Annotated in this window: 37 protein-coding genes; 1 reads left to right on the top strand and 36 read right to left on the bottom strand. The window is 54.8% G+C overall.

The window, feature by feature from the left end:
- Positions 1-40: 40 nt before the first annotated feature.
- The 3 genes from ACVBEG_RS00295 to ACVBEG_RS00285 all read right to left on the bottom strand — a co-directional run bounded on the left by ACVBEG_RS00295 (position 41) and on the right by ACVBEG_RS00285 (position 2,819).
- Complete coding sequence (locus ACVBEG_RS00295; RefSeq protein WP_322182341.1) at positions 41-529, bottom strand: hypothetical protein; 489 nt, start codon at positions 527-529, stop codon at positions 41-43.
- Between the two features lie 337 nt (positions 530-866).
- The gene (locus ACVBEG_RS00290; protein ID WP_322182343.1) at positions 867-1,412 is read right to left on the bottom strand and encodes a single-stranded DNA-binding protein; all 546 of its coding nucleotides are present in this window, start codon (positions 1,410-1,412) and stop codon (positions 867-869) included.
- 9 nt (positions 1,413-1,421) lie between these two features.
- Positions 1,422-2,819 carry an MFS transporter gene (locus ACVBEG_RS00285; RefSeq protein ID WP_322182345.1) on the bottom strand — a complete coding sequence of 466 codons (1,398 nt, stop codon included), beginning with the start codon at positions 2,817-2,819 and terminating at the stop codon, positions 1,422-1,424.
- Positions 2,820-2,948: 129 nt separating this feature from the next.
- On the opposite strand from ACVBEG_RS00285, the gene uvrA reads away from it, so the two are divergent.
- A complete protein-coding gene (uvrA, locus tag ACVBEG_RS00280) occupies positions 2,949-5,792 on the top strand; it encodes an excinuclease ABC subunit UvrA (RefSeq protein ID WP_322182348.1) in 2,844 nt (947 codons plus the stop codon).
- A 72-nt stretch (positions 5,793-5,864) separates the two neighbouring features.
- Here uvrA and bfr read toward each other — a convergent pair whose 3' ends face one another.
- The 33 genes from bfr to rpsG all read right to left on the bottom strand — a co-directional run bounded on the left by bfr (position 5,865) and on the right by rpsG (position 25,787).
- Entirely contained in the window at positions 5,865-6,329 is a 465-nt protein-coding gene (bfr, locus tag ACVBEG_RS00275; RefSeq protein WP_322182350.1) for a bacterioferritin, read from the bottom strand.
- A 155-nt stretch (positions 6,330-6,484) separates the two neighbouring features.
- Positions 6,485-7,939: a catalase gene (locus ACVBEG_RS00270; protein ID WP_322218246.1), complete on the bottom strand. Its 1,455-nt coding sequence runs from the start codon at positions 7,937-7,939 to the stop codon at positions 6,485-6,487.
- 170 nt (positions 7,940-8,109) lie between these two features.
- Positions 8,110-8,496 carry a 50S ribosomal protein L17 gene (gene rplQ / locus ACVBEG_RS00265; protein WP_219062771.1) on the bottom strand — a complete coding sequence of 129 codons (387 nt, stop codon included), beginning with the start codon at positions 8,494-8,496 and terminating at the stop codon, positions 8,110-8,112.
- A 42-nt stretch (positions 8,497-8,538) separates the two neighbouring features.
- Positions 8,539-9,540, bottom strand: coding sequence for a DNA-directed RNA polymerase subunit alpha (locus tag ACVBEG_RS00260; protein WP_003176403.1), 1,002 nt, complete (start codon positions 9,538-9,540; stop codon positions 8,539-8,541).
- A 22-nt stretch (positions 9,541-9,562) separates the two neighbouring features.
- Complete coding sequence (rpsD, locus tag ACVBEG_RS00255) at positions 9,563-10,183, bottom strand: 30S ribosomal protein S4 (RefSeq protein WP_322166322.1); 621 nt, start codon at positions 10,181-10,183, stop codon at positions 9,563-9,565.
- Between the two features lie 18 nt (positions 10,184-10,201).
- A complete protein-coding gene (gene rpsK / locus ACVBEG_RS00250) occupies positions 10,202-10,591 on the bottom strand; it encodes a 30S ribosomal protein S11 (protein ID WP_002555466.1) in 390 nt (129 codons plus the stop codon).
- 30 nt (positions 10,592-10,621) lie between these two features.
- Positions 10,622-10,978: a 30S ribosomal protein S13 gene (rpsM, locus tag ACVBEG_RS00245; protein ID WP_002555467.1), complete on the bottom strand. Its 357-nt coding sequence runs from the start codon at positions 10,976-10,978 to the stop codon at positions 10,622-10,624.
- Positions 10,979-11,109: 131 nt separating this feature from the next.
- The gene (rpmJ, locus tag ACVBEG_RS00240) at positions 11,110-11,226 is read right to left on the bottom strand and encodes a 50S ribosomal protein L36 (RefSeq protein WP_002555468.1); all 117 of its coding nucleotides are present in this window, start codon (positions 11,224-11,226) and stop codon (positions 11,110-11,112) included.
- Positions 11,227-11,254: 28 nt separating this feature from the next.
- Complete coding sequence (gene secY / locus ACVBEG_RS00235; protein ID WP_219062775.1) at positions 11,255-12,583, bottom strand: preprotein translocase subunit SecY; 1,329 nt, start codon at positions 12,581-12,583, stop codon at positions 11,255-11,257.
- The gene (gene rplO / locus ACVBEG_RS00230; protein ID WP_002555470.1) at positions 12,584-13,018 is read right to left on the bottom strand and encodes a 50S ribosomal protein L15; all 435 of its coding nucleotides are present in this window, start codon (positions 13,016-13,018) and stop codon (positions 12,584-12,586) included.
- Positions 13,019-13,021: 3 nt separating this feature from the next.
- Positions 13,022-13,198 (bottom strand): 50S ribosomal protein L30, encoded by a 177-nt coding sequence (rpmD, locus tag ACVBEG_RS00225; protein WP_003186033.1) that lies wholly within the window; start codon positions 13,196-13,198, stop codon positions 13,022-13,024.
- A 2-nt stretch (positions 13,199-13,200) separates the two neighbouring features.
- Positions 13,201-13,701, bottom strand: coding sequence for a 30S ribosomal protein S5 (gene rpsE, locus ACVBEG_RS00220; RefSeq protein ID WP_003186035.1), 501 nt, complete (start codon positions 13,699-13,701; stop codon positions 13,201-13,203).
- Between the two features lie 3 nt (positions 13,702-13,704).
- The gene (rplR, locus tag ACVBEG_RS00215) at positions 13,705-14,055 is read right to left on the bottom strand and encodes a 50S ribosomal protein L18 (RefSeq protein ID WP_219062777.1); all 351 of its coding nucleotides are present in this window, start codon (positions 14,053-14,055) and stop codon (positions 13,705-13,707) included.
- Between the two features lie 10 nt (positions 14,056-14,065).
- The gene (rplF, locus tag ACVBEG_RS00210; protein ID WP_219062778.1) at positions 14,066-14,599 is read right to left on the bottom strand and encodes a 50S ribosomal protein L6; all 534 of its coding nucleotides are present in this window, start codon (positions 14,597-14,599) and stop codon (positions 14,066-14,068) included.
- 12 nt (positions 14,600-14,611) lie between these two features.
- Positions 14,612-15,004 carry a 30S ribosomal protein S8 gene (gene rpsH / locus ACVBEG_RS00205; protein ID WP_065833640.1) on the bottom strand — a complete coding sequence of 131 codons (393 nt, stop codon included), beginning with the start codon at positions 15,002-15,004 and terminating at the stop codon, positions 14,612-14,614.
- 214 nt (positions 15,005-15,218) lie between these two features.
- Positions 15,219-15,524, bottom strand: coding sequence for a 30S ribosomal protein S14 (rpsN, locus tag ACVBEG_RS00200; protein ID WP_219062780.1), 306 nt, complete (start codon positions 15,522-15,524; stop codon positions 15,219-15,221).
- Positions 15,525-15,537: 13 nt separating this feature from the next.
- The gene (rplE, locus tag ACVBEG_RS00195; RefSeq protein ID WP_219062782.1) at positions 15,538-16,077 is read right to left on the bottom strand and encodes a 50S ribosomal protein L5; all 540 of its coding nucleotides are present in this window, start codon (positions 16,075-16,077) and stop codon (positions 15,538-15,540) included.
- Between the two features lie 20 nt (positions 16,078-16,097).
- Positions 16,098-16,412, bottom strand: a complete 315-nt coding sequence (rplX, locus tag ACVBEG_RS00190) for a 50S ribosomal protein L24 (RefSeq protein WP_219062783.1) — start codon at positions 16,410-16,412, stop codon at positions 16,098-16,100.
- An 11-nt stretch (positions 16,413-16,423) separates the two neighbouring features.
- Positions 16,424-16,792: a 50S ribosomal protein L14 gene (rplN, locus tag ACVBEG_RS00185; RefSeq protein ID WP_002555479.1), complete on the bottom strand. Its 369-nt coding sequence runs from the start codon at positions 16,790-16,792 to the stop codon at positions 16,424-16,426.
- Between the two features lie 23 nt (positions 16,793-16,815).
- Positions 16,816-17,082 carry a 30S ribosomal protein S17 gene (gene rpsQ / locus ACVBEG_RS00180; RefSeq protein ID WP_003444370.1) on the bottom strand — a complete coding sequence of 89 codons (267 nt, stop codon included), beginning with the start codon at positions 17,080-17,082 and terminating at the stop codon, positions 16,816-16,818.
- Positions 17,083-17,084: 2 nt separating this feature from the next.
- Entirely contained in the window at positions 17,085-17,276 is a 192-nt protein-coding gene (rpmC, locus tag ACVBEG_RS00175; RefSeq protein WP_002555481.1) for a 50S ribosomal protein L29, read from the bottom strand.
- A complete protein-coding gene (gene rplP, locus ACVBEG_RS00170) occupies positions 17,276-17,689 on the bottom strand; it encodes a 50S ribosomal protein L16 (RefSeq protein ID WP_095080428.1) in 414 nt (137 codons plus the stop codon). The genes rpmC and rplP overlap by 1 nt, the downstream gene beginning before the upstream one ends.
- A gap of 12 nt (positions 17,690-17,701) precedes the next feature.
- Complete coding sequence (gene rpsC, locus ACVBEG_RS00165; RefSeq protein WP_003176422.1) at positions 17,702-18,388, bottom strand: 30S ribosomal protein S3; 687 nt, start codon at positions 18,386-18,388, stop codon at positions 17,702-17,704.
- A gap of 13 nt (positions 18,389-18,401) precedes the next feature.
- Positions 18,402-18,734, bottom strand: coding sequence for a 50S ribosomal protein L22 (rplV, locus tag ACVBEG_RS00160; RefSeq protein ID WP_002555485.1), 333 nt, complete (start codon positions 18,732-18,734; stop codon positions 18,402-18,404).
- Between the two features lie 13 nt (positions 18,735-18,747).
- Positions 18,748-19,023: a 30S ribosomal protein S19 gene (gene rpsS, locus ACVBEG_RS00155; protein WP_002555486.1), complete on the bottom strand. Its 276-nt coding sequence runs from the start codon at positions 19,021-19,023 to the stop codon at positions 18,748-18,750.
- Between the two features lie 16 nt (positions 19,024-19,039).
- Positions 19,040-19,864: a 50S ribosomal protein L2 gene (gene rplB / locus ACVBEG_RS00150; RefSeq protein WP_322182370.1), complete on the bottom strand. Its 825-nt coding sequence runs from the start codon at positions 19,862-19,864 to the stop codon at positions 19,040-19,042.
- 14 nt (positions 19,865-19,878) lie between these two features.
- Positions 19,879-20,178, bottom strand: a complete 300-nt coding sequence (rplW, locus tag ACVBEG_RS00145) for a 50S ribosomal protein L23 (RefSeq protein ID WP_017129879.1) — start codon at positions 20,176-20,178, stop codon at positions 19,879-19,881.
- Positions 20,175-20,777: a 50S ribosomal protein L4 gene (gene rplD / locus ACVBEG_RS00140; protein ID WP_219062785.1), complete on the bottom strand. Its 603-nt coding sequence runs from the start codon at positions 20,775-20,777 to the stop codon at positions 20,175-20,177. The genes rplW and rplD overlap by 4 nt, the downstream gene beginning before the upstream one ends.
- 12 nt (positions 20,778-20,789) lie before the next feature.
- On the bottom strand, positions 20,790-21,425 hold the full coding sequence (gene rplC / locus ACVBEG_RS00135) for a 50S ribosomal protein L3 (RefSeq protein ID WP_219062787.1): 636 nt from the start codon (positions 21,423-21,425) through the stop codon (positions 20,790-20,792).
- 81 nt (positions 21,426-21,506) lie between these two features.
- The gene (rpsJ, locus tag ACVBEG_RS00130) at positions 21,507-21,818 is read right to left on the bottom strand and encodes a 30S ribosomal protein S10 (RefSeq protein WP_003186070.1); all 312 of its coding nucleotides are present in this window, start codon (positions 21,816-21,818) and stop codon (positions 21,507-21,509) included.
- A gap of 140 nt (positions 21,819-21,958) precedes the next feature.
- Positions 21,959-23,152: an elongation factor Tu gene (gene tuf / locus ACVBEG_RS00125; protein WP_219062788.1), complete on the bottom strand. Its 1,194-nt coding sequence runs from the start codon at positions 23,150-23,152 to the stop codon at positions 21,959-21,961.
- A gap of 31 nt (positions 23,153-23,183) precedes the next feature.
- Positions 23,184-25,286, bottom strand: coding sequence for an elongation factor G (gene fusA / locus ACVBEG_RS00120; RefSeq protein ID WP_322182373.1), 2,103 nt, complete (start codon positions 25,284-25,286; stop codon positions 23,184-23,186).
- A 30-nt stretch (positions 25,287-25,316) separates the two neighbouring features.
- On the bottom strand, positions 25,317-25,787 hold the full coding sequence (gene rpsG / locus ACVBEG_RS00115) for a 30S ribosomal protein S7 (protein ID WP_003400433.1): 471 nt from the start codon (positions 25,785-25,787) through the stop codon (positions 25,317-25,319).
- Positions 25,788-25,887 lie beyond the last annotated feature (100 nt).

Below are 25,887 nucleotides of genomic sequence, written 5' to 3'. Positions count from 1 at the left end.
CAGCCGGAGAAAAACCATTACTCATCACTGCGCCTCGTATTCAACCCGCTCCTTGTACGGCACGTATAGCCGCCTTGAGTTCCCGTTCTGAACATACGTAGAATCTGTCACCCTTCTGATAAAGTATTTTTGTCGTCAACACGGCAACTGATGTGTCAGACATCTCAAGCCGATAATGTTTGTCGAAGTATAATTTTGGTGAAAGCAGACTCTGGTTGGCCCATTCGTCCAGCAGGGCGGCACACACCATACATAGAATGCCAGCCTCAATCATGGACCCACGATTGAGGCTGATCAGATGCGAAATCATTGTGCTGAGCTTTGAATCAAAAATGATAGCGGTAGGGCTTACAAAGAAGCCTGTCAAACCAAAAGCAATAATTACAAAGCCGATAGCGTACAAAAAACGCCACGGACAACAGGCACGATCAAAATAGTCAAGGTAGTTCCGTTCAAAACCCTTTACTTCAAAATATCCTGGAAACTCAGAAACACGAACCTTAATTAGGCCACCTCTTGCCCACTCCATTTCCAACCGCCGCCTAAAAAAAGAAAATCATAGCAAATGGCTGGTTTATAGCGGCACATCTAATTATTAAAAATAATTTCCAGGAGTATTCCCACATGAACCATCCATCAATCCATGTTGACATAATTAGCAATTAACAACTTGTGCAGTAAGTGGCGCAGTACTTTAAGTAACCGTATAACTCAGTCATCCAGAAAACCAAACCGAAACCTATTCGAGTAGGGCGGCTCCCACCGGTAGATGGAGGTCAATGAATCGCAGACATGGGCTACGCACAAACCAAAAGGCCCGTAGCGTTGGACGCTACGGGCCTTTTTTACAGCTGAGGAGCTATATCCTAGAACGGAATATCGTCATCAAAGCTGTCGAAATCCGGAGCCGGTTGCGGTGCGGCCTGCTGCTGTGGCGCAGGACGCGATTCGCGTTGTGGCTGGGATTGCGGTTGGGATTGCGGTTGGGACTGCTGCGGACGCGACTGTTGAGGGCGCGGCGCGGAGTTGGACATGCCGCCTTGACCCTGTGGAGCGCCTTCGCCTTGTGGACGGCCGCCCAGCAGTTGCATGGTGCCTTGCATGTCGACGACGATTTCAGTGGTGTAGCGCTTGATACCGTCTTTTTCCCACTCGCGGGTTTGCAGCTTGCCTTCGATGTACACCTGCGAACCTTTGCGCAGGTATTCGCCGGCGATTTCAGCAACCTTGCCGAACATCGAAACACGGTGCCATTCAGTCTTTTCGACCTTCTGACCGGTTTGTTTATCGGTCCACTGTTCGCTGGTCGCCAGACTCAGGTTGGTCACGGCGTTACCGTTAGGCAAGTAGCGAACTTCGGGATCCTGGCCGCATGTACCGACCAATATGACTTTGTTAACCCCACGGGCCATAACGTTCTCCTAGGCTTCGCACGCTGTCGGCGCCGGGTCGTTGACCAAGCGCTCAAGGGACGTGCGATCCAATAGTTCGGTGTCTAATTTGATATAGATGGCAGCTTCATCAGCCACCACCACTGCATCTGTTACTCCGGTGACGGCCATCAAACGCTCAATCAGGCCGGCTTCGCGCTGTGCTTCTGGCGTCAACGGCACACGCAGGCTCGTCACGTACGGTGGTTCGCGCATAGTAACAGCAAAGGCGAGCCATATGGCACACAGGCCAGCCCCGCCGAGGAACACAATGCTCAATCCACCGTGCTGAAATAACCAGCCGCCAAGAATGCCGCCAGCCGCCGAACCGAGGAACTGGCTGGTGGAGTAAACCCCCATCGCCGTGCCTTTTCCGCCTGCCGGTGACACTTTACTGATCAACGACGGCAACGAGGCCTCAAGCAAGTTGAACGCGGTGAAGAACACCACCGTCCCGATCACCAAAGCCCGCAACGTATCGCCGAATGCCCAGAAGAATAGCTCAGTCAGCAGCAGCACGCTGACCGCCCCGAGCAATACACGTTTCATCTGGCGCTTCTTTTCACCATAAATGATGAACGGGATCATCGCAAAGAACGAAATCAGCAACGCGGTCAGGTAGACCCACCAGTGCTGTTCCTTGGGCAAACCGGCTTTTTCGACCAACGCCAGAGGCAAGGCAACGAAGCTGGACATGAGCATCGCGTGCAACACAAAGATACCTAAATCCAGGCGCAGCAAGTCGGGATGACGCAAGGTCGGGCCCAACGCCTGACGTGCAACGCCCGATTCGCGATGCTGCAGTGGTCCGGTCGACTTCGGCACCATGAAGGCGACGATCAGAATCCCTACCAGCGCCATCCCGCCCGTGGCCAGAAACAGCCCCGACAGGCCGAACGCGCGGGTCAGCAAGGGGCCGACGACCATGGCAACCGCAAAGGAGAGACCGATGGTCATGCCGATCATGGCCATCGCTTTGGTGCGGTGCTGTTCGCGGGTAAGGTCCGAGAGCAACGCCATCACCGCCGCCGAGATGGCGCCAGCCCCTTGCAGGATCCGTCCGGCGATCACGCCCCAGATCGAGTCCGCATTGGCCGCCAGCAAGCTGCCAAGAGCAAAGATGATCAAGCCCAGATAAATTACTGGCCGCCGACCGATCCGGTCGGAAATCATCCCGAATGGAATCTGCAGCACCGCTTGGGTCAGGCCATAAGCGCCGATAGCCAGACCGATGAGCGCAGGAGACGCGCCCGCCAGGTCCATGCCATAGGTGGCCAGCACCGGCAAAACCATAAACATGCCAAGCATACGGAAGGCGAACACCAGCGCCAGACCGCTTGCTGCGCGGGTCTCGCTGCCACTCATGCGTTCGCTAAGGGGATCGTGCATGGAAAAACCTCGTGTGAACCGGCAGCGATTCTACCAGTCCCATCGATGTAGAGCACATACGCGACGCTTTGCCGCGTAATGGTATGGAGCCGTATACTCCCGTGTTTAAGCCCGCCAAGCGAGGCCGCAGTGGACAAGATCCTGATACGTGGGGCGCGAACCCACAACCTGAAGAACATTGACCTGACCCTGCCACGCGACAAATTGATCGTCATTACCGGTCTTTCCGGTTCTGGTAAATCGTCGCTAGCCTTCGATACGCTTTACGCCGAAGGGCAGCGGCGCTATGTCGAGTCGCTTTCCGCGTACGCTCGGCAGTTTCTGTCGATGATGGAAAAGCCGGACGTCGATACGATCGAAGGGCTGTCGCCGGCGATTTCTATCGAACAGAAATCCACGTCGCACAACCCGCGTTCGACGGTGGGCACGATCACCGAAATCTACGATTACCTGCGCCTGCTGTATGCGCGTGTCGGCCAGCCTCGCTGCCCGGACCACGATATTCCGCTGGAAGCGCAGACCGTCAGCCAGATGGTCGACCTGGTACTGGCGCAACCTGAAGGCAGCAAACTGATGCTCCTGGCGCCTGTGGTTCGCGAGCGCAAAGGCGAGCACCTGGCGATCTTCGAAGAGCTGCGCGCTCAAGGCTTCGTCCGCGCACGGGTCAACGGCAGGCTATGTGAACTCGATGAACTGCCCAAGCTGGATAAACAGAAGAAGCACTCCATCGACGTGGTGGTTGACCGGTTCAAGGTTCGTGAAGACATGCAGCAGCGTCTGGCCGAGTCCTTCGAAACCGCGCTGAAACTGGCTGACGGTATCGCCTGGGTCGCGCCGATGGATGACGAGCCGGGCGAGGAAATGATTTTCTCCGCACGGTTTGCCTGCCCGATCTGTGGACACGCCATCAGCGAGCTGGAGCCCAAGCTGTTCTCCTTCAATAACCCGGCTGGCGCGTGCCCGACCTGCGACGGCCTGGGTGTGAAGCAGTTTTTCGACATCAAGCGTCTGGTCAATGGCGAGTTGACGCTGGCCGAAGGCGCGATTCGTGGCTGGGACCGGCGCAACGTCTATTACTTCCAGATGCTCGGCTCTCTCGCGAGCCACTACGGGTTCAGCCTCGAAGTGCCGTTCAACGAGTTGCCCGCCGATCAGCAGAAAATCCTCCTGAATGGCAGCGGCACGCAGAACGTCGACTTCCGCTATCTCAATGATCGCGGCGACATCGTCAAGCGTGCGCATCCGTTCGAAGGCATCGTGCCCAATCTCGAGCGGCGCTATCGCGAGACCGAGTCGGCCACAGTGCGCGAAGAGCTGGCCAAGTTCCTCAGCACTCAGCCCTGCCCGGATTGCCGTGGCACCCGTCTGCGTCGTGAGGCGCGGCATGTCTGGGTAGGCGAAAAAACCCTGCCGGCCGTGACCAGTCTGCCCATCGGCGATGCTACCGAGTATTTCAGCACGCTGAAGCTAACCGGACGGCGCGGTGAAATTGCCGACAAGATCCTCAAGGAAATTCGCGAGCGCCTGCAGTTCCTGGTCAACGTCGGCCTGGATTATCTGTCCCTGGACCGCAGTGCAGATACCTTGTCTGGCGGTGAAGCCCAACGTATTCGCTTGGCCAGCCAGATCGGCGCGGGCCTCGTCGGGGTCCTGTATATCCTAGACGAACCGTCCATTGGCTTGCATCAACGGGACAACGACCGGCTGCTGGGCACGCTCAAGCATCTGCGTGACATCGGCAATACGGTGATCGTGGTCGAGCATGACGAAGATGCTATTCGCCTGGCTGACTACGTGGTGGACATCGGCCCTGGTGCCGGTATTCATGGCGGGCACATCGTTGCGCAAGGCACGCCGGCCGAAGTCATGGCGCATCCTGATTCACTGACCGGCAAATACCTGTCAGGCCGGGTGAAGATTGAAGTACCGGCCAAGCGCACGCCACGCGACAAGAAGCTGAACCTGACCCTCAAGGGCGCGCGTGGCAACAACTTGCGCAATGTCGATCTGGAAATCCCGATCGGTCTGCTGACCTGCGTGACCGGTGTTTCCGGCTCGGGCAAGTCGACGCTGATCAACAACACACTGTTCCCGCTCAGCGCCACGGCCCTGAATGGCGCAACCACGCTAGAAGCCGCGGCGCACGACAGCATCGATGGCCTTCAGCACCTGGATAAAGTCGTCGATATCGACCAAAGCCCCATCGGTCGAACCCCGCGCTCCAATCCGGCAACGTATACCGGGTTGTTCACACCTATTCGCGAGTTGTTTTCCGGTGTTCCAGAGTCGCGCTCACGCGGGTACGGCCCGGGACGTTTCTCGTTCAACGTGAAGGGCGGCCGTTGTGAGGCGTGCCAGGGCGATGGTCTGATCAAGGTCGAGATGCACTTTCTGCCGGACATCTACGTGCCTTGCGATGTGTGCAAGAGCAAGCGCTATAACCGCGAAACGCTGGAAATCAAATACAAGAGCAAGAACATCCACGAAGTGCTGGAGATGACCATCGAGGAAGCTCGGGTGTTCTTCGATGCCGTACCTGCACTGGCGCGCAAACTGCAAACGCTGATGGATGTTGGGCTGTCGTACATCAAGCTGGGGCAGTCCGCGACCACGCTGTCGGGCGGCGAGGCGCAGCGGGTCAAGCTGTCACGCGAGTTGTCCAAGCGTGATACGGGCAAGACGCTGTACATCCTCGATGAGCCGACCACCGGTTTGCACTTCGCCGATATTCAGCAGTTGCTCGACGTGCTGCATCGTCTGCGCGATCACGGGAATACCGTAGTGGTGATCGAGCACAACCTGGATGTGATCAAGACCGCTGACTGGTTGGTGGACCTGGGTCCGGAAGGCGGTTCCAAGGGCGGCCAGATCATCGCCTGCGGTACCCCGGAGGAAGTCGCAGAGATGAAGCAGTCTTACACCGGCCACTACCTCAAACCGCTGCTGCTTCGGGATAAAGCCGACGCAGTCTAGCCGGTGCGCTAACGAAAAAGCCCTGCCGCATTTTTTCTGCGGCAGGGCTTTTTTATGGCTGTGGTGCGGGAATCAGAACTGCGATTGCAGGTAATTCTCCAGACCGATCAACTTGATCAGGCCGAACTGCTGTTCCAGCCAGTACGTGTGATCTTCTTCGGTATCGGCCAACTGAATGCGCAGGATTTCGCGGGTTACGTAATCCTTGTGCAGCTCGCAGAGCTCAATTCCCTTGCAAAGCGCGGCACGCACCTTGTACTCAAGGCGCAAATCGCTGGCGAGCATCTCAGGGACCGTGGTGCCTATGTCCAGATCATCGGGACGCATGCGCGGCGTGCCTTCGAGCATCAGGATCCGGCGCATCAAGGCATCGGCGTGCTGGGTCTCTTCTTCCATTTCGTGGTTGATACGCTCGTAGAGCTTGCTGAAGCCCCAGTCCTCGTACATCCGCGAATGAATAAAATATTGATCGCGGGCTGACAGCTCCCCCGTCAGCAGCGTATTGAGGTAATCGATTACATCCGGGTGACCTTGCATCGCCCTCATCTCCCTGCTTGAAAGGCCGTAGTTTGAACCAACCCGCCGGGGAGGTCACTTCACAAAAAGCCAGAAAATGTGAAAACACGGCGAAAGCCGAACAATCAAATGCGAAAAGCCGCCCCCTTGAGGGCGGTTCTGTATATCGCTTCAACTTAGACCTGGTTCAGTTGCACACCAAGGGCTTTGGCGACGCCTTCGCCGTACGCAGGATCGGCCTTGTAGAAGTATTGCAGCTGACGTTGCACGACATCAGCCGTCACACCGGCCATCGCGCCGGCGATGTTGCCGATCAAGAGTGCTTTCTGTGCATCGTCCATCAGGTTGAAGAGCGCACCCGCGTGGCTGAAGTAGTCACCGTCCTGACGATGATCGTAACGTGTGGCCTCACCGCTCAGCGCCAACCCGGGCTCAGCATAACGCGGGGCCTGCTTAGGGGCGTCAGCGTAGCTGTTGGGTTCGTAGTTAGGCGTTCCACCACCATTGCTGCCAAAGCTCATGGCGCCATCACGCTGATAGCTGTTAACCGGGCTCTTTGGCGCATTGATCGGCAATTGCTGGTGGTTGGTACCGACCCGATAGCGCTGTGCGTCAGCGTAAGCAAAGACACGCCCTTGCAGCATGCGATCAGGCGACAAACCAACACCAGGCACCCTATTACTTGGCGCAAACGCGGCCTGTTCGACTTCGGCGAAGTAGTTCTGCGGGTTACGGTTCAGCTCCAATTCGCCGACCTCAATCAGCGGGTACTCTTTCTGCGACCAGGTTTTGGTCACGTCAAACGGGTTCTCGTGATGGGCGGCCACCTGAGTCTCAGTCATGATCTGGATGCACACCCGCCATTTCGGGAAGTCACCCTTCTCGATCGCGGAGAACAGATCGCGCTGGGAGTAATCCGGGTCAGTACCTGCCAGGCGCGCGGCATCAGCAGGTGCCAGGTTCTTGATACCTTGCTTAGTCTTGTAGTGCCATTTGACCCAATGACGCTCACCCGTCGCGCTGATCAGGCTGTATGTGTGACTGCCGAAGCCGTGCATGTGACGGTAGCCATCCGGAATGCCACGGTCCGAAAACAGGATCGTGACCTGGTGCAGCGCCTCGGGCGAGTGCGACCAGAAGTCCCACATCATTTGCGCGCTTTTCAGGTTGGATTGGGGCAACCGTTTTTGGGTGTGAATGAAGTCAGGGAATTTAAGTGGGTCACGGATAAAGAAAACGGGCGTGTTGTTCCCGACGATGTCCCAGTTGCCTTCTTCGGTATAGAACTTGATCGAAAAACCACGCGGGTCGCGCTCGGTGTCTGCCGAACCACGCTCACCACCGACGGTAGAGAAGCGCATGAAAATTGGAGTCTGCTTGCCCACGGACTCAAACAATTTAGCGCTGGTGTACTGAGTGATGTCGCGATTGACCGTGAAAGTACCGTGAGCACCCGAGCCTTTCGCGTGCACGCGGCGCTCCGGGATATTCTCGCGATTGAAGTGTGCAAGTTTCTCGATCAGGTGAAAATCGTCGAGTAACAGTGGGCCACGCGGGCCTGCGGACCGGGAGTTTTGGTTATCAGCGACAGGAGCGCCACTGGCAGTCGTAATCGTTTTATTCAGGCTCATACGAAATCTTCCTCTCTAACGTGTCCAACCGGCTAAACGGCTTGAGAGGAGTATTGGGCAATTTTGTTACGCCATCAAATTCATTAAATTATAAATATCGATAGATTTTACTAATCATTCAGACACAAAAAACCGGGCACTAGGCCCGGTTCTTTGTACAGACTGACGTCTTATTCAGCAGCTTCTACAACACCACCAACCGGACGATCAACCAGTTCGACGTACGCCATAGGCGCGTTGTCGCCAGTGCGGAAACCGCACTTGAGGATGCGCAGGTAGCCACCCTCACGGGTTGCATAACGCTTGCCCAGGTCGTTGAACAGCTTACCAACGATGGCTTTCGAACGAGTACGGTCGAAGGCCAGACGGCGGTTAGCCAAGCTGTCTGTCTTAGCCAGGGTGATCAGCGGCTCGGCAACGCGGCGCAGTTCCTTGGCTTTCGGCAGTGTAGTTTTGATCAGCTCGTGCTCAAACAGCGACACCGCCATGTTTTGAAACATGGCCTTGCGGTGTGAGCTGGTGCGGCTCAGGTGACGACCACTTTTACGATGACGCATGGTTCATTCCTTACCAAACACAACGTTCGGTGATTACGACGATCAGGCAGTCGCCTTGTCGTCCTTCTTAAGACTTGCAGGCGGCCAGTTGTCGAGGCGCATGCCGAGGGACAGACCACGGGAGGCCAGAACGTCCTTGATTTCAGTCAAGGATTTCTTACCCAGGTTCGGAGTCTTCAACAGTTCTACTTCGGTGCGCTGAATCAGGTCGCCGATGTAGTAAATGTTCTCCGCCTTAAGGCAGTTGGCCGAACGTACAGTCAGTTCCAGATCGTCAACCGGACGGAGAAGGATCGGATCGATCTCGTCTTCCTGTTCGATAACCACTGGCTCGCTGTCACCTTTGAGATCGACGAACGCAGCCAACTGCTGTTGCAGAATGGTTGCAGCGCGGCGAATAGCCTCTTCAGGATCCAGGGTACCGTTGGTTTCCAGATCAATAACCAGCTTGTCCAGGTTAGTACGCTGCTCGACACGGGCGTTTTCCACCACGTATGCGATACGGCGAACCGGGCTGAACGAAGAGTCAAGCTGCAAGCGACCAATGCTGCGGCTTTCGTCTTCATCGCTCTGACGCGAATCGGCCGGTTCATAACCACGACCACGAGCTACGGTGAGCTTCATGTTCAAGGCGCCGTTAGACGCCAGGTTAGCGATTACGTGATCGGGATTAACGATCTCGACATCATGATCCAGCTGAATATCGGCAGCGGTAACCACCCCCGAACCCTTCTTCGACAAGGTCAGCGTAACTTCGTCTCGACCGTGCAGCTTGATAGCCAGACCTTTAAGGTTCAACAGGATTTCAATTACGTCTTCCTGTACACCTTCGATGGCGCTGTACTCATGGAGTACACCGTCAATCTCGGCCTCGACTACTGCACAGCCGGGCATTGAGGACAACAGGATGCGTCGCAACGCGTTGCCCAGGGTGTGGCCGAAACCACGCTCGAGAGGCTCGAGCGTGATCTTGGCGCGGGTTGGACTGACAACCTGCACATCAATATGGCGGGGTGTCAGGAACTCATTTACCGAAATCTGCATGGATGCACCTATTTTCTAGCCCTTACTTGGAGTAGAGCTCGACAATCAGGCTTTCGTTGATGTCGGCGGACAGATCACTGCGAGCTGGAACGTTTTTGAAGACGCCAGATTTTTTCTCAGTGTCTACTTCTACCCATTCTACGCGGCCACGTTGGGCACACAGATCGAGAGCTTGGACAATGCGCAGTTGGTTCTTTGCCTTCTCGCGAATAGCGACCACGTCACCAGGGCGAACCTGGTAGGACGGTACGTTAACGGTTTTGCCGTTAATGCTGACCGATTTATGCGATACCAGCTGACGGGATTCGGCACGAGTAGAGCCAAAACCCATACGGTATACAACGTTGTCCAAACGGCATTCGAGCAATTGCAGCAGGTTCTCACCAGTAGCGCCTTTCTTGCCGGCTGCTTCTTTGTAATAACCGCTGAATTGACGTTCGAGAACGCCGTAAATACGACGGACCTTCTGCTTTTCACGCAGTTGGGTGCCGTAATCGGATTGGCGACCGCGGCGTTGGCCGTGGATACCTGGGGCTGCTTCGATGTTGCACTTGGATTCGATAGCGCGGACGCCGCTCTTCAAGAAGAGATCGGTGCCTTCACGACGTGCAAGTTTGCATTTTGGACCAATGTAACGAGCCATTTCTTACAGTCTCCTGGATTACACGCGGCGCTTCTTCGGCGGACGGCACCCGTTGTGCGGGATTGGCGTCACGTCGGTGATACTGGCGATCTTGTAGCCACAGCCGTTCAAAGCACGGACAGCGGACTCACGACCTGGACCTGGACCCTTGACGTTAACGTCGAGGTTCTTCAGGCCGTATTCCAGCGCAGCTTGACCAGCACGTTCAGCAGCTACTTGAGCAGCGAACGGGGTGGACTTGCGAGAACCACGGAAACCCGAGCCGCCGGAGGTAGCCCAAGAAAGCGCGTTACCTTGACGATCGGTAATGGTGACGATTGTGTTGTTAAAAGACGCGTGGATGTGGGCGATGCCATCAACCACTGTCTTTTTAACTTTTTTACGAGGACGAGCAGCAGGTTTTGCCATGACTAAATTCCTGTCGTTGCGCTGGTGCGATTACTTGCGGATCGGCTTACGCGGACCTTTGCGAGTACGCGCGTTGGTCTTGGTACGCTGACCGCGTACTGGAAGACCACGACGATGGCGAAGACCGCGGTAGCAGCCCAAATCCATCAAGCGCTTGATTTTCATGTTGATTTCGCGACGCAGGTCACCTTCAGTGGTGAACTTTGCCACTTCGCCACGCAGCTGTTCAATCTGCTCGTCGCTCAGATCTTTGATCTTCACCGCTGGGTTAACCCCAGTGGTTGCACAAATTTTCTGTGCAGTGGTGCGACCAACACCATAGATGTAGGTCAACGAGATAACAGTATGCTTGTTATCTGGAATGTTAACGCCTGCAATACGGGCCATTCAGTGGGACTCCAATTGACAGCTACCTACGCCCCGGAAGCCAAGAAATAGGGCGCGAGATAATATCGCTGTAATAACAAATAATCAACCCAGCAGCGCACTAGCTGCTGGGCTTTAAGCACAAATCACACTCAGCCTTGGCGCTGTTTATGACGTGGTTCCGCGCTGCAAATTACTCGAACAACACCTTCGCGGCGAATAATCTTGCAGTTACGGCACAGCTTTTTCACCGATGCACGAACTTTCATCACCAACTCCTCGAACCTTATGGGTGCTTCAGCGCAGCATGCCGCTACCGTAGCCCTTCAGGTTGGCTTTCTTCATCAGGGATTCGTACTGGTGCGAAACGAGGTGCGATTGTACTTGGGACATGAAGTCCATCACAACCACTACGACGATCAGCAACGAAGTCCCGCCAAGGTAGAACGGTACGTTTGCCGCAACCACCAGAAACTGGGGAAGCAGACACACGGCCGTCATATAAAGAGCACCGAACATGGTCAAGCGGGTCAGAACGCCATCAATATAGCGCGCAGACTGCTCGCCTGGACGGATGCCCGGAATAAAGGCACCGGACTTCTTCAGGTTTTCCGCTACGTCTTTCGGATTGAACATCAACGCCGTATAGAAGAAGCAGAAGAAAATAATCCCTGCACTAAACAGCAGAATATTCAACGGCTGACCAGGAGCGATCGACTGCGAGAGGTCCTGCAACCAGCCCATACCTTCAGACTGGCCAAACCAGGCACCCAACGAAGCCGGAAACAGCAAAATGCTGCTCGCGAAAATAGCTGGAATTACACCGGCCATATTCACTTTCAGCGGTAAGTGGCTAGTCTGCGCAGCGAAGACCTTACGGCCCTGCTGACGCTTGGCGTAGTGAACGGCAATACGACGCTGACCACGCTCAATGAACACCACAAAACCGATAATCGCTACTGCCAGCAAACCGATGGCAACCAAGGCGAAAATGTTGATATCACCCTGACGTGCAGACTCGAAAGACTGCCCAATCGCTCTCGGAAGACCGGCGACGATACCCGAAAAAATCAACATCGAGATACCGTTACCAACACCGCGCTCGGTAATCTGCTCACCCAGCCACATCATGAACATCGCGCCAGCCACAAACGTGGATACCGCAACGAAATGGAAGCCAAAGTCACCAGTGAACGCAACGCCCTGCCCTGCCAGACCAATGGACATGCCAATAGCCTGAACAAGAGCGAGGACGACAGTGCCATAGCGGGTGTATTGACTGATCTTACGACGACCAGCCTCACCTTCCTTCTTCAACTGCTCCAACTGCGGGCTGACGGCGGTCATCAACTGCATGATGATCGATGCCGAAATGTACGGCATGATCCCCAGTGCAAAGATACTCATCCGTTCCAGCGCGCCGCCGGAAAACATGTTGAACAAGCTAAGAATGGTCCCCTCATTCTGTCGAAACAGGTCCGCCAGCCGGTCCGGGTTGATACCAGGAACTGGGATGTGCGCGCCTATCCGGTAGACGATAATCGCCAGGAGTAGAAAACGCAGTCGAGCCCAGAGCTCGGATAACCCGCCTTTGCTGAGCGCTGAGAGAGCACCTTGCTTAGCCATTTATTCCTCGAACTTGCCGCCAGCTGCTTCGATAGCCGCACGCGCACCTTTGGTGGCTGCGATACCTTTGATGGTGACAGCGCGAGTAACCTCACCGGACAACATGATTTTCACACGTTGTACGTTTTGGTTGATCACGTTGGCATCCTTCAGGGACTGCACGGTGACGATGTCGCCTTCCACTTTAGCCAGTTCGGACAAACGCACTTCTGCGCGATCCATAGCTTTCAGGGAAACGAAACCGAATTTCGGCAGACGACGATGCAACGGCTGTTGGCCGCCTTCAAAGCCCGGAGCAATAGTGCCACCGGAGCGGGAGGACTGACCTTTGTGGCCACGGCCACCGGTCTTACCCAAACCACTACCGATACCACGGCCCGGACGATGCTTTTCGCGACGGGAACCCGGCGCTGGACTCAGATCATTGAGTTTCATCGATTAACCCTCGACTCGCAGCATGTAGTAAGCCTTGTTGATCATCCCGCGATTCTCGGGAGTATCCAGCACTTCTACAGTGTGACCGATGCGACGCAGACCCAAACCCTTAACGCACAATTTGTGGTTAGGGATGCGACCGGTCATGCTTTTGATCAGCGTTACTTTAACGGTAGCCATGATCAGAAGATCTCCTTGACACTTTTACCGCGCTTGGCAGCAATAGATTCAGGAGATTGCATAGCTTTCAAACCTTTAAAAGTGGCGTGAACCACGTTTACCGGGTTAGTCGAGCCGTAGCACTTGGCCAGTACGTTCTGAACACCAGCAACTTCCAACACTGCGCGCATAGCGCCGCCAGCGATGATACCAGTACCTTCAGACGCAGGCTGCATGTACACCTTCGAAGCGCCATGAGCAGACTTCATTGCGTACTGCAGAGTGGTACCGTTAAGGTCCACCTGAATCATGTTGCGACGAGCAGCTTCCATTGCTTTCTGGATCGCAGCAGGCACTTCACGTGACTTGCCACGGCCGAAACCAACACGCCCTTTACCATCACCCACCACGGTCAACGCGGTGAAAGTGAAGATACGGCCGCCTTTAACGGTTTTAGCAACGCGGTTCACTTGAACCAGCTTCTCAATGTAGCCTTCGTCGCGTTTTTGGTCGTTATTTGACATAACTTAGAACTCCAGCCCGCCTTCACGAGCAGCATCAGCCAGCGCCTTGACGCGACCGTGGTACTTGAAGCCAGAACGGTCAAAAGCCACTTGCGAGACGCCTACGGCTTTCGCACGCTCAGCGACCAGCTGGCCAACCTTAGTGGCCGCGTCGATGTTGCCAGTGGCTCCATCACGCAGTTCTTTGTCCAAAGTCGAGGCGCTCGCCAAGACTTTGCTGCCGTCGGCCGAGATGACCTGGGCATAAATGTGCTGCGAAGAGCGGAACACGCAGAGACGCACGACTTCTAGCTCGTGCATTTTCAAGCGTGCTTTGCGAGCGCGACGCAGTCGGGTAACTTTTTTGACGGTCATTTGCTATGCCCTACTTCTTCTTGGCTTCTTTACGGCGGACGACTTCGTCTGCGTAACGCACACCTTTGCCTTTGTACGGCTCAGGACGGCGGAAGTCGCGGATCTCAGCGGCCACTTGACCAACCAACTGCTTATCGATACCTCGGATGAAGATATCGGTCTGGTTGGGAGTCTCAGCGGTGATGCCATTCGGCAGGTCGTATTCCACTGGATGCGAAAAGCCGAGAGCCAGGGACAGCACTTTGTCTTTTGCTTGCGCTTTATAACCGACACCGACCAGCTGGAGCTTACGCTCGAAGCCTTGGCTTACGCCTTGGACCATGTTGTTAACCAGTGCACGAGTGGTGCCGGCCATTGCACGAGTCTGTTGATCGCCATTGCGAGCAGCGAAACGCAGCTCACCAGCTTCTTCAACAATCTCAATGGACGAATGGATGTTCAGATCTAGAGTGCCCTTGGCACCCTTCACCGAAAGCTGCTGGCCGACGAGTTTAACTTCGACGCCTGCTGGCAACTTAACGGGGTTCTTAGCTACGCGTGACATGCTTATCCCCCCTTAGAACACTGTGCAAAGAACTTCGCCGCCGACACCGGCAGCGCGCGCAGCACGATCCGTCATCACACCTTTGTTGGTGGAGACGATAGACACACCGAGACCGCCACGAACTTTTGGCAGATCATCGACGGACTTGTACTGACGCAAGCCTGGACGGCTAACGCGCTTCACTTCTTCGATGACTGGACGGCCTTCGAAGTACTTCAGCTCGATGGATAGCAGCGGTTTGATTTCGCTGCTGATCTGATAACCCGCAATGTAACCTTCGTCCTTGAGGACTTTGGCTACAGCTACCTTCAACGTGGAAGATGGCATGCTTACGACGGGCTTTTCAGCCATCTGGGCATTACGGATACGAGTTAGCATGTCCGCTAACGGGTCCTGCATACTCATGGGCTAGACGCTCCTGTTACAAAAATAATTAGCCTTGCGGCTACAGCTTGTCGCCGAGAAACTCCGGGCAAATGAAAGCACGGGCTCAGGCGAGCCGATCATTCTAGACACACCCCGGAAATGAATCAAGCCCCAAAAGGGGCTTGATTCAAAATCACGCTTCACACAGACCAATCTTTTACAAGATTGACCCGTGCGAGACGAGATGGACGCCTTACCAGCTAGCCTTGACCAGACCAGGAACGTCGCCACGCATTGCTGCTTCACGCAGCTTGTTACGGCCAAGGCCGAACTTGCGATAGACGCCGTGTGGACGGCCAGTGATGCGGCAGCGGTTACGCATGCGCGCAGCGCTTGCGTCACGTGGCTGCTTCTGCAGAGCTACTTGAGCTTCCCAACGTGCTTCTGGACTTGCGTTCAGATCAACGATGATAGCTTTCAGTTCTGCACGCTTCTTGGCGTACTTGGCAACCGTGAGCTGACGTTTCAGCTCGCGGTTTTTCATGCTCATCTTGGCCATTGTCCTACTCCAATCAGTTGCGGAACGGGAACTTGAAGGCACGCAGCAATGCGCGACCCTCGTCATCCGTACGAGCAGTGGTGGTCAGGGTAATGTCCAGACCGCGAAGAGCATCGATCTTGTCGTAATCGATTTCCGGGAAAATGATCTGCTCTTTAACGCCCATGCTGTAGTTACCACGACCATCGAAGGACTTGGCATTCAGGCCGCGAAAATCGCGAACCCGAGGCAGGGAGATCGACAGCAGACGATCCAGGAATTCGTACATACGATCGCGACGCAGAGTGACTTTAACGCCGATCGGCCAACCTTCACGGACTTTAAAGCCAGCGATGGATTTCCGAGCGTAAGTCACAACGACTTTCTGACCGGTGATCTTTTCCAGGTCAGCAACAGCGTGCTCGATGACTTTTTTGTCACCGACCGCTTCGCCAAGACCCATGTTAAGGGTGATCTTTGTAACGCGCGGAACTTCCATCACGTTCGAAAGCTTAAGTTCTTCCTTAAGTTTCGGAGCGATTTCCTTCCGGTAAATCTCTTTTAGTCGTGCCATGGTCTTCTACCTAGCAGTGTTCAAGCATCAACCGCTTTTTGGGTCGACTTGAAGACACGAATTTTCTTGCCGTCTTCAACTTTGAAACCAACGCGGTCAGCCTTGTTGGTTGCGCCGTTGAAAATGGCGACGTTAGAAGCGTGCAATGGCGCTTCTTTCTCGACGATACCGCCCTGAACGCCCGACGCCGGGTTAGGCTTGGTATGACGCTTAACCAGGTTGAGCCCACCAACGACCAGACGGTCGTCAACGAGAACCTTAAGCACCTTACCGCGCTTACCTTTGTCTTTGCCGGCGATCACGATGATCTCGTCGTCACGACGAATCTTTTGCATGTCGGATCTCCTTACAGCACTTCTGGGGCGAGCGAGACGATCTTCATGAACTTCTCAGTACGAAGTTCACGGGTCACTGGCCCAAAGATACGGGTGCCAATCGGCTCTTGCTTGTTGTTCAACAGAACAGCAGCGTTGCCGTCAAAGCGGATGATGGAGCCGTCAGCACGACGAACACCATGGCGAGTGCGGACTACTACTGCAGTCATCACTTGGCCTTTTTTCACCTTGCCGCGCGGAATTGCTTCCTTGACGGTCACTTTGATGATGTCACCGATACCAGCGTAACGACGATGGGAGCCACCCAGCACCTTGATGCACATAACGCGGCGTGCGCCGCTGTTATCGGCCACATCGAGCATGGATTGAGTCTGAATCATATAATTTCTCCGACCCCTAGTCCTTAGACTTCCACAGCGCGTTCGAGAATATCAACCAATGCCCAAGACTTGGTCTTGGCCAGCGGACGAGTTTCACGAATCGTGACTTTGTCGCCGATGTGGCACTGATTGGTTTCGTCGTGCGCGTGCAGCTTAGTCGAACGCTTAACATATTTACCGTAGATCGGGTGCTTTACGCGACGCTCGATCAGAACGGTGATGGTCTTGTCCATCTTGTCGCTGACAACACGGCCAGTCAGCGTACGGACGGTTTTTTCGGCTTCAGCCATGATCACTTACCTGCCTGCTGGTTAAGCACAGTCTTCACGCGAGCAATGTCACGTTTAACTTGCGAGAGCAGGTGAGACTGCCCCAACTGGCCAGTTGCTTTCTGCATACGCAGATTGAACTGGTCGCGCAGCAGGCCGAGCAATTGCTCGTTCAGCTGCTGTGCTGATTTTTCACGAAGTTCATTCGCTTTCATCACATCACCGTCCGTTTAACAAAGGAGGTGGCGAGTGGCAGCTTCGCAGCAGCCAGGGCGAAAGCCTCACGCGCCAGCTCTTCAGTAACACCCTCGATTTCATACAGGACTTTGCCTGGCTGAATCTGGGCAACCCAGTACTCAACGTTACCCTTACCTTTACCCATCCGAACTTCGAGTGGCTTTTTGGTTACAGGTTTGTCCGGGAATACACGGATCCAGATTTTGCCGCCACGTTTAACGTGACGGGTCAGTGCACGACGCGCTGACTCAATCTGACGAGCGGTGAGACGACCACGAGCAACAGACTTCAGCGCATATTCGCCGAAGCTGACTTTGCTACCGCGCTGAGCCAAGCCACGGTTGTGGCCTGTCATCTGCTTGCGGAACTTCGTACGCTTTGGTTGCAACATTTGGCGTACCCCTTACTTAGCAGCTTTTTTACGAGGCGCTGGTGCTTGTGGTTTCAGCTCTTCTTGGCGACCACCAATTACTTCGCCTTTGAAGATCCAAACCTTTACACCGATCACACCATAAGTGGTGTGAGCTTCGTAGTTGGCATAGTCGATGTCAGCACGCAGGGTGTGCAGTGGCACACGACCCTCGCGATACCATTCAGTACGTGCGATTTCAGCACCGCCGAGACGACCGCTCACTTGGATTTTGATGCCTTTGGCACCAATGCGCATGGCGTTCTGAACAGCGCGCTTCATAGCGCGACGGAACATTACGCGACGCTCCAGCTGCTGAGCTACGCTCTGCGCAACCAGCATACCGTCGAGCTCCGGCTTGCGGATCTCTTCGATATTGATGTGCACAGGCACACCCATTTGCTTGGTCAGGTCCTGACGCAGTTTCTCAACATCTTCACCTTTCTTGCCGATCACGATGCCGGGACGAGCGGTGTGGATGGTGATACGTGCAGTCTGAGCCGGACGATGGATATCGATACGGCTTACGGACGCGCTTTTTAGTTTGTCTTGGAGATACTCGCGCACCTTCAGATCAGCGAACAAATAGTCCGCATAAGTCCGACCGTCTGCGTACCAGACGGAGGTGTGCTCCTTGACGATTCCCAGGCGAATGCCAATGGGATGTACTTTCTGACCCATCTCTTCGACTCCGTTACTTGTCAGCAACCTTGACAGTGATATGGCAAGACCGCTTGACGATGCGATCAGCGCGGCCTTTGGCACGCGGCATGATTCGCTTCAGCGAACGCCCTTCGTTGACGAAAACGGTGGAGACCTTAAGGTCATCAACGTCTGCGCCTTCGTTATGCTCGGCGTTGGCTACGGCCGACTCCAGCACTTTCTTCAGGATCTCGGCGGCTTTCTTACTGCTGAAAGCCAACAGGTTGAGCGCTTCGCCCACCTTCTTCCCGCGGATCTGGTCGGCGACCAAGCGGGCTTTCTGGGCGGAGATTCGAGCGCCCGACAACTTAGCGGCTACTTCCATCGTTCCTTACCCCTTAACGCTTGGCTTTCTTGTCTGCCACGTGCCCACGATAAGTGCGGGTACCGGCAAACTCGCCTAGTTTATGGCCGACCATGTCTTCGTTCACAAGAACTGGGACATGTTGACGACCGTTATGCACAGCAATGGTCAAACCGACCATTTGCGGCAGAATCATAGAACGGCGCGACCAGGTCTTAACTGGTTTGCGATCATTCTTTTCCGCCGCCACTTCGATCTTCTTCAGTAGGTGAAGATCGATAAAAGGACCTTTTTTCAGAGAACGTGGCACTGTCGTATCCCTCTATTTACTTGCGACGACGGACGATCATTTTGTCGGTACGCTTATTACCACGAGTCTTCGCGCCCTTAGTCGGGAAGCCCCACGGCGATACCGGATGACGACCACCAGAGGTACGACCTTCACCACCACCATGTGGGTGGTCAACCGGGTTCATGGCAACACCACGAACGGTTGGGCGAACGCCACGCCAGCGTTTGGCACCAGCTTTACCCAGCGAACGCAGGCTGTGCTCGGAGTTCGAGACTTCGCCAAGCGTTGCACGGCATTCAGCCAATACTTTACGCATTTCACCAGAGCGCAGACGCAGGGTCACGTAGACACCATCACGCGCTACCAGCTGAGCAGAAGCACCAGCGGAACGAGCGATTTGCGCGCCTTTACCCGGCTTCAACTCGATGCCGTGTACGGTGCTACCCACTGGAATGTTGCGCAACTGAAGAGCGTTGCCCGGCTTGATCGGTGCCAAGGCACCTGCGATCAGCTGGTCGCCAGCACTAATGCCTTTAGGGGCAATAATGTAGCGGCGCTCGCCATCTGCGTACAACAGCAGGGCGATGTGAGCAGTACGGTTTGGATCGTATTCGATACGCTCAACGGTGGCACTGATGCCATCTTTGTCGTTACGACGGAAATCGACCAAACGATAATGCTGCTTATGACCACCACCGATGTGACGAGTGGTAATACGGCCATTGTTGTTACGACCACCAGTCTTCGATTTCTTCTCGAGCAGCGGTGCGTGAGGAGCGCCTTTATGCAGCTCCTGGTTGACCACCTTGACCACAAAACGGCGGCCAGGGGAAGTCGGTTTGCATTTAACGATTGCCATGATGCACCCCTTCCTTACTCAGCACTGCTGCTGAAATCGAGATCTTGGCCCGGTTGAAGGGAAATAATCGCCTTCTTCCAGTCATTACGCTTGCCCAGACCGCGAGCAGTACGTTTGCTCTTACCCAGAACATTCAGGGTAGTAACACGCTCTACTTTCACGCTGAACAGGCTTTCGACGGCCTTCTTGATTTCCAGCTTGGTTGCGTCAGTAGCAACCTTGAAAACGAACTGGCCTTTCTTGTCAGCCAGAACCGTAGCCTTCTCGGAAACGTGCGGGCCGAGTAGAACTTTAAATACGCGTTCCTGGTTCATCCCAGCAGCTCCTCGAATTTCTTCACGGCCGACACGGTGATCAACACCTTGTCGTATGCGATCAGACTAACTGGATCGGAACCCTGTACGTCACGAACATCAACGTGCGGCAGGTTACGAGCAGCCAGGTACAGGTTCTGATCAACAGCATCAGACACGATCAAGACATCAGTCAGACCCATGCCATTCAGCTTGTTCAGCAGGTCTTTGGTTTTCGGCGCTTCAACTACGAAGTCCTGAACCACGACCAGACGATCAGTACGTACCAGCTCAGCAAGGATGGAGCGCAATGCTGCGCGATACATCTTCTTGTTGAGTTTCTGGGAGTGATCCTGAGGACGAGCAGCAAAAGTGGTACCGCCGCCACGCCAGATTGGGCTACGGATAGTACCGGCACGAGCACGACCAGTACCTTTCTGACGCCATGGGCGCTTACCGCCACCGGAAACGTCTGAACGGGTCTTCTGGGCCTTGCTACCTTGACGGCCGCCGGCCATGTAGGCCACGACTGCTTGGTGAACCAGCGTCTCGTTGAACTCGCCGCCGAACGTCAGTTCGGAAACTTCGATCGCCTGAGCGTCATTTACATTTAATTGCATGTCAGCTTCCCCTTAACCGCGAGCCTTGGCTGCCGGACGTACAACCAGGTTGCCGCCAGTAGCGCCAGGAACAGCACCCTTGACCAACAACAGATTGCGTTCAGCGTCCACGCGCACCACTTCCAGGGACTGCACGGTCACGCGCTCAGCGCCCATATGACCGGACATTTTTTTGCCCTTGAATACACGACCAGGAGTCTGGCACTGGCCGATTGAGCCCGGGACGCGGTGGGATACGGAGTTGCCGTGAGTATTGTCTTGGCCACGGAAATTGTGGCGTTTGATCGTACCCTGGAAACCTTTACCTTTGGACTGACCGGTCACATCGACCATCTGACCAGCGGCGAAGATTTCTGCATTGATTACGTCGCCAGCCTGGTAGTCGCCTTCTTCAAGACGAAACTCCCAAACACCGCGACCAGCAGCAACGTTCGCTTTTGCGAAGTGACCTGCTTGAGCAGCAGTCACACGCGAAGCACGACGCACACCGACAGTGACTTGCACTGCACGATAGCCATCAGTTTCTTCGGTTTTGAACTGGGTGACGCGATTCGGCTCGATCTCAATGACCGTAACCGGAATGGAGACACCTTCTTCGGTGAAAATACGGGTCATACCGCATTTACGACCGACTACACCAATAGTCATGTTGTAAACCTCATGAGTGTACGGGGCTTTCACCCGCTATGGCCGCCCATTTCAGAGCGTTACACGACTAAGACCCGAGTCTTAGCCGAGGCTGATCTGTACTTCCACACCGGCCGCAAGATCAAGCTTCATAAGTGCGTCAACGGTTTTATCCGTTGGCTGGACGATGTCCAGAACGCGCTTGTGAGTACGGATCTCATACTGGTCGCGCGCGTCTTTGTTGACGTGCGGAGAAACCAGAACAGTGAACCGCTCTTTACGGGTAGGAAGTGGAATCGGACCACGCACCTGTGCACCAGTACGTTTCGCGGTTTCCACGATTTCCTGGGTGGATTGGTCGATCAGACGATGGTCAAAAGCCTTCAACCTGATACGGATTTGCTGATTTTGCATTGGATTTCAGACTCCCAGCTGCTATTCCCACCGGACGCAATACGCCCGTTAAAAGGAGGCGCAATTCTATAGACGGCCCAACCTAGTGTCAACCCAATAAAAAAGCCCCCGCAAGCGGGGGCCCTTTTATCAATCAACGCTTACGCGAGGATCTTGGCTACTACGCCAGCGCCGACGGTACGACCGCCTTCACGAATGGCGAAACGCAGACCTTCTTCCATCGCGATGGTTTTGATCAGGGTAACAGTCATTTGAATGTTATCACCTGGCATTACCATTTCAACGCCTTCTGGCAATTCGCAGTTACCGGTCACGTCAGTTGTACGGAAGTAGAACTGTGGACGGTAGCCTTTGAAGAACGGAGTATGACGGCCGCCTTCTTCTTTGCTCAGAACGTAAACTTCTGCGGTGAACGTGGTGTGCGGCTTAACCGAACCCGGCTTGACCAGAACCTGGCCACGCTCAACGTCTTCACGCTTGGTACCGCGCAACAGCACGCCGCAGTTCTCGCCAGCACGACCTTCGTCGAGCAGCTTACGGAACATTTCAACGCCGGTGCAGGTAGTGGTGACGGTGTCACGCAGACCAACGATCTCGATCGATTCCTGGATCTTGATGATCCCACGCTCGATACGACCTGTTACCACGGTGCCACGACCAGAGATCGAGAACACGTCTTCGATTGGCATCAGGAACGGCTTGTCGATCGCACGCACTGGATCTGGGATGTAGCTGTCCAGAGTCTCAAGCAGCTTAAGAACCGAAGTGGTACCCATTTCGTTATCGTCCAGACCTTCCAGCGCCATACGCGCGGAACCGATAATGATTGGAGTATCGTCACCTGGGAAGTCGTAAGTGCTCAGCAGATCGCGCACTTCCATCTCAACCAGTTCCAACAGCTCAGCGTCGTCTACCAAGTCAGCCTTGTTCAGGTAAACAACGATGTACGGAACACCTACCTGACGGGACAACAGGATGTGCTCGCGAGTCTGAGGCATAGGACCATCAGCTGCCGAGCAAACCAGGATAGCGCCGTCCATCTGCGCAGCACCGGTGATCATGTTCTTCACATAGTCAGCGTGACCTGGGCAGTCAACGTGAGCGTAGTGACGGATCTTGGTGTGGTATTCAACGTGAGCAGTGTTGATGGTGATACCACGAGCCTTTTCTTCCGGCGCGCTATCGATGCTGCCGAAATCAGCTGCTTTACCACCAAACGCTTCTGCAGCCACTCGAGTCAGAGCAGCAGTCAGAGTGGTTTTGCCATGGTCAACGTGACCAATGGTGCCAACGTTGACGTGCGGGAGGGTACGTTCAAATTTTTCTTTAGCCACGACAATTAACTCCTAGCCTAAAGGGGCTGAATCAGCCTTGTTTTTTAGTGACAGCTTCGACGATATGCGCCGGAGCTACATCGTATTTTTTGAATTCCATAGAGTAGCTCGCGCGACCCTGAGACATGGAACGGACGTCGGTCGCATAACCGAACATCTCACCCAACGGAACCTCGGCGCGAATCACTTTGCCGGAAACCGTATCTTCCATACCCAAGATCATGCCGCGACGACGATTCAAGTCGCCCATCACGTCACCCATATAGTCCTCAGGTGTAACAACCTCTACAGCCATGACCGGCTCAAGCAGAACACCACCACCTTTAGTGGCCAACTGCTTGGTCGCCATGGAAGCAGCCACCTTAAACGCCATCTCGTTGGAGTCGACGTCATGGTAAGAACCATCGAACACAGTAGCCTTCAGGCCGATCAGCGGATAGCCGGCAACAACGCCGTTCTTCATCTGCTCTTCGATACCCTTCTGGATAGCCGGGATGAATTCCTTAGGAACCACACCACCCACTACTTCGTTCACGAATTGCAGACCTTCCTGACCTTCGTCAGCAGGAGCAAAACGAATCCAGCAGTGGCCGAACTGACCACGACCGCCGGACTGGCGAACGAACTTGCCTTCGATCTCACAGGCCTTCGTGATTTTTTCACGATAGGAAACCTGTGGCTTACCGATGTTGGCTTCGACGTTGAACTCACGGCGCATCCGGTCTACCAGGATGTCCAGGTGCAACTCGCCCATGCCAGAGATGATCGTTTGACCAGTCTCTTCATCAGTTTTGACGCGGAAAGATGGATCTTCCTGAGCAAGTTTGCCCAGAGCGATACCCATTTTTTCCTGGTCATCCTTAGTCTTTGGCTCAACGGCAACCGAAATAACGGGTTCCGGGAAGTCCATACGAACGAGGATGATCGGCTTGTCGCTCGAGCAAAGGGTGTCACCGGTGGTGACGTCCTTCATACCAATCAAGGCCGCGATGTCACCAGCGCGTACTTCCTTGATCTCTTCACGAGTGTTCGCATGCATTTGCACCATACGACCAACGCGCTCTTTCTTGCCCTTGACCGAGTTGATCACGCCGTCGCCGGAGCTCAACACGCCCGAGTAAACGCGCACGAAAGTCAGAGTACCCACGAATGGGTCGGTAGCAATTTTGAAAGCCAGAGCCGAGAACGGTTCGTCGTCGTTTGCATGACGTTCCATAGCGACTTCTTCGTCATCCGGGTCAGAACCCTTGATGGCTGGAATGTCAGCTGGAGCCGGCAGGAAATCGATAACGGCGTCTAGAACCAGGGGAACGCCCTTGTTCTTGAACGAAGAACCGCAGACAGCAAGAACGATCTCACCAGCGATAGTACGCTGACGCAGAGCAGACTTGATCTCTTCGATGGTGAGCTCTTCACCTTCGAGGTACTTGTTCATCAACTCTTCAGTGGCTTCGGCCGCAGCCTCTACCATGTTGCCGCGCCACTCTTCAGCCAGCTCAAGCATGTCCGCCGGAATTGCTTCGCGGCGTGGAGCCATGCCCTTGTCAGCATCATCCCAGTAGACCGCTTCCATGTTGATCAGATCGATCTGACCCTGGAAGTTATCTTCAGCGCCAATAGCGAGCTGAATAGGGACTGGAGTGTGACCCAGGCGCTGCTTGATCTGAGCGACAACGCGCAGGAAGTTAGCACCCGCACGGTCCATCTTGTTTACGTAAACAAGACGCGGAACACCGTATTTGTTGGCTTGACGCCATACGGTTTCCGACTGAGGCTCAACACCCGAAGTGCCACAGAACACAACGACAGCGCCATCAAGTACGCGCAGCGAACGCTCTACTTCAATAGTGAAGTCAACGTGGCCAGGGGTGTCGATGATGTTGAAGCGATACTTGTCGAACTGCTTGGCAGAACCCGACCAGAAGGCCGTGGTTGCAGCGGAGGTGATAGTGATACCACGCTCCTGCTCCTGCACCATCCAGTCCATGGTCGCGGCGCCATCATGCACCTCGCCCATTTTGTGGTTTACGCCAGTGTAAAAAAGGACGCGCTCGGTGGTGGTGGTTTTACCAGCATCCACGTGAGCTACGATACCAATGTTACGGTAGCGGTTAATCGGAGTAGTACGAGCCATAAAGCCCTCGCAAAATTAGTGATGCCGAAATTAGAAGCGGTAGTGCGAGAAAGCCTTGTTGGCTTCAGCCATACGGTGCACGTCTTCACGCTTCTTAACTGCAGCACCTTTACCTTCAGCAGCGTCCATCAATTCGCCAGCCAAACGCAGAGCCATAGACTTTTCGCCACGCTTGCGCGCGAAGTCTACCAACCAGCGCATTGCCAGGGCGTTACGACGGGACGGACGAACTTCGACCGGAACCTGGTAAGTAGCACCGCCTACACGGCGCGACTTCACTTCGACCAGCGGAGCGATGGCGTCGAGAGCTTTCTCGAAGATTTCCAGGGGGTCGCTGTTCTTGCGTTCTTTAACCTTTTCCAGCGCGCCATAAACGATACGCTCGGCAACGGCTTTCTTGCCGCTTTCCATCACGTGGTTCATGAACTTGGCCAGAATCTGGCTGCCGTATTTTGGATCGTCAAGCACATCGCGCTTGGCTGCTACGCGTCTTCTTGGCATGGATAAGCCCTCAAACGGTCTTCAGGTTAGCTCGGGACCACAGCGCTCTTGCGAGGTGCGCCCGACCTTACTCTTATCGACTCAGAAAAATAGAAATCTG

It is taken from the genome of Pseudomonas sp. GG8, from assembly GCF_052976945.1.
The sequence above is the reverse complement of the archived record's forward strand: the minus strand, read 5'-3'. Positions and strand labels throughout refer to the sequence as shown.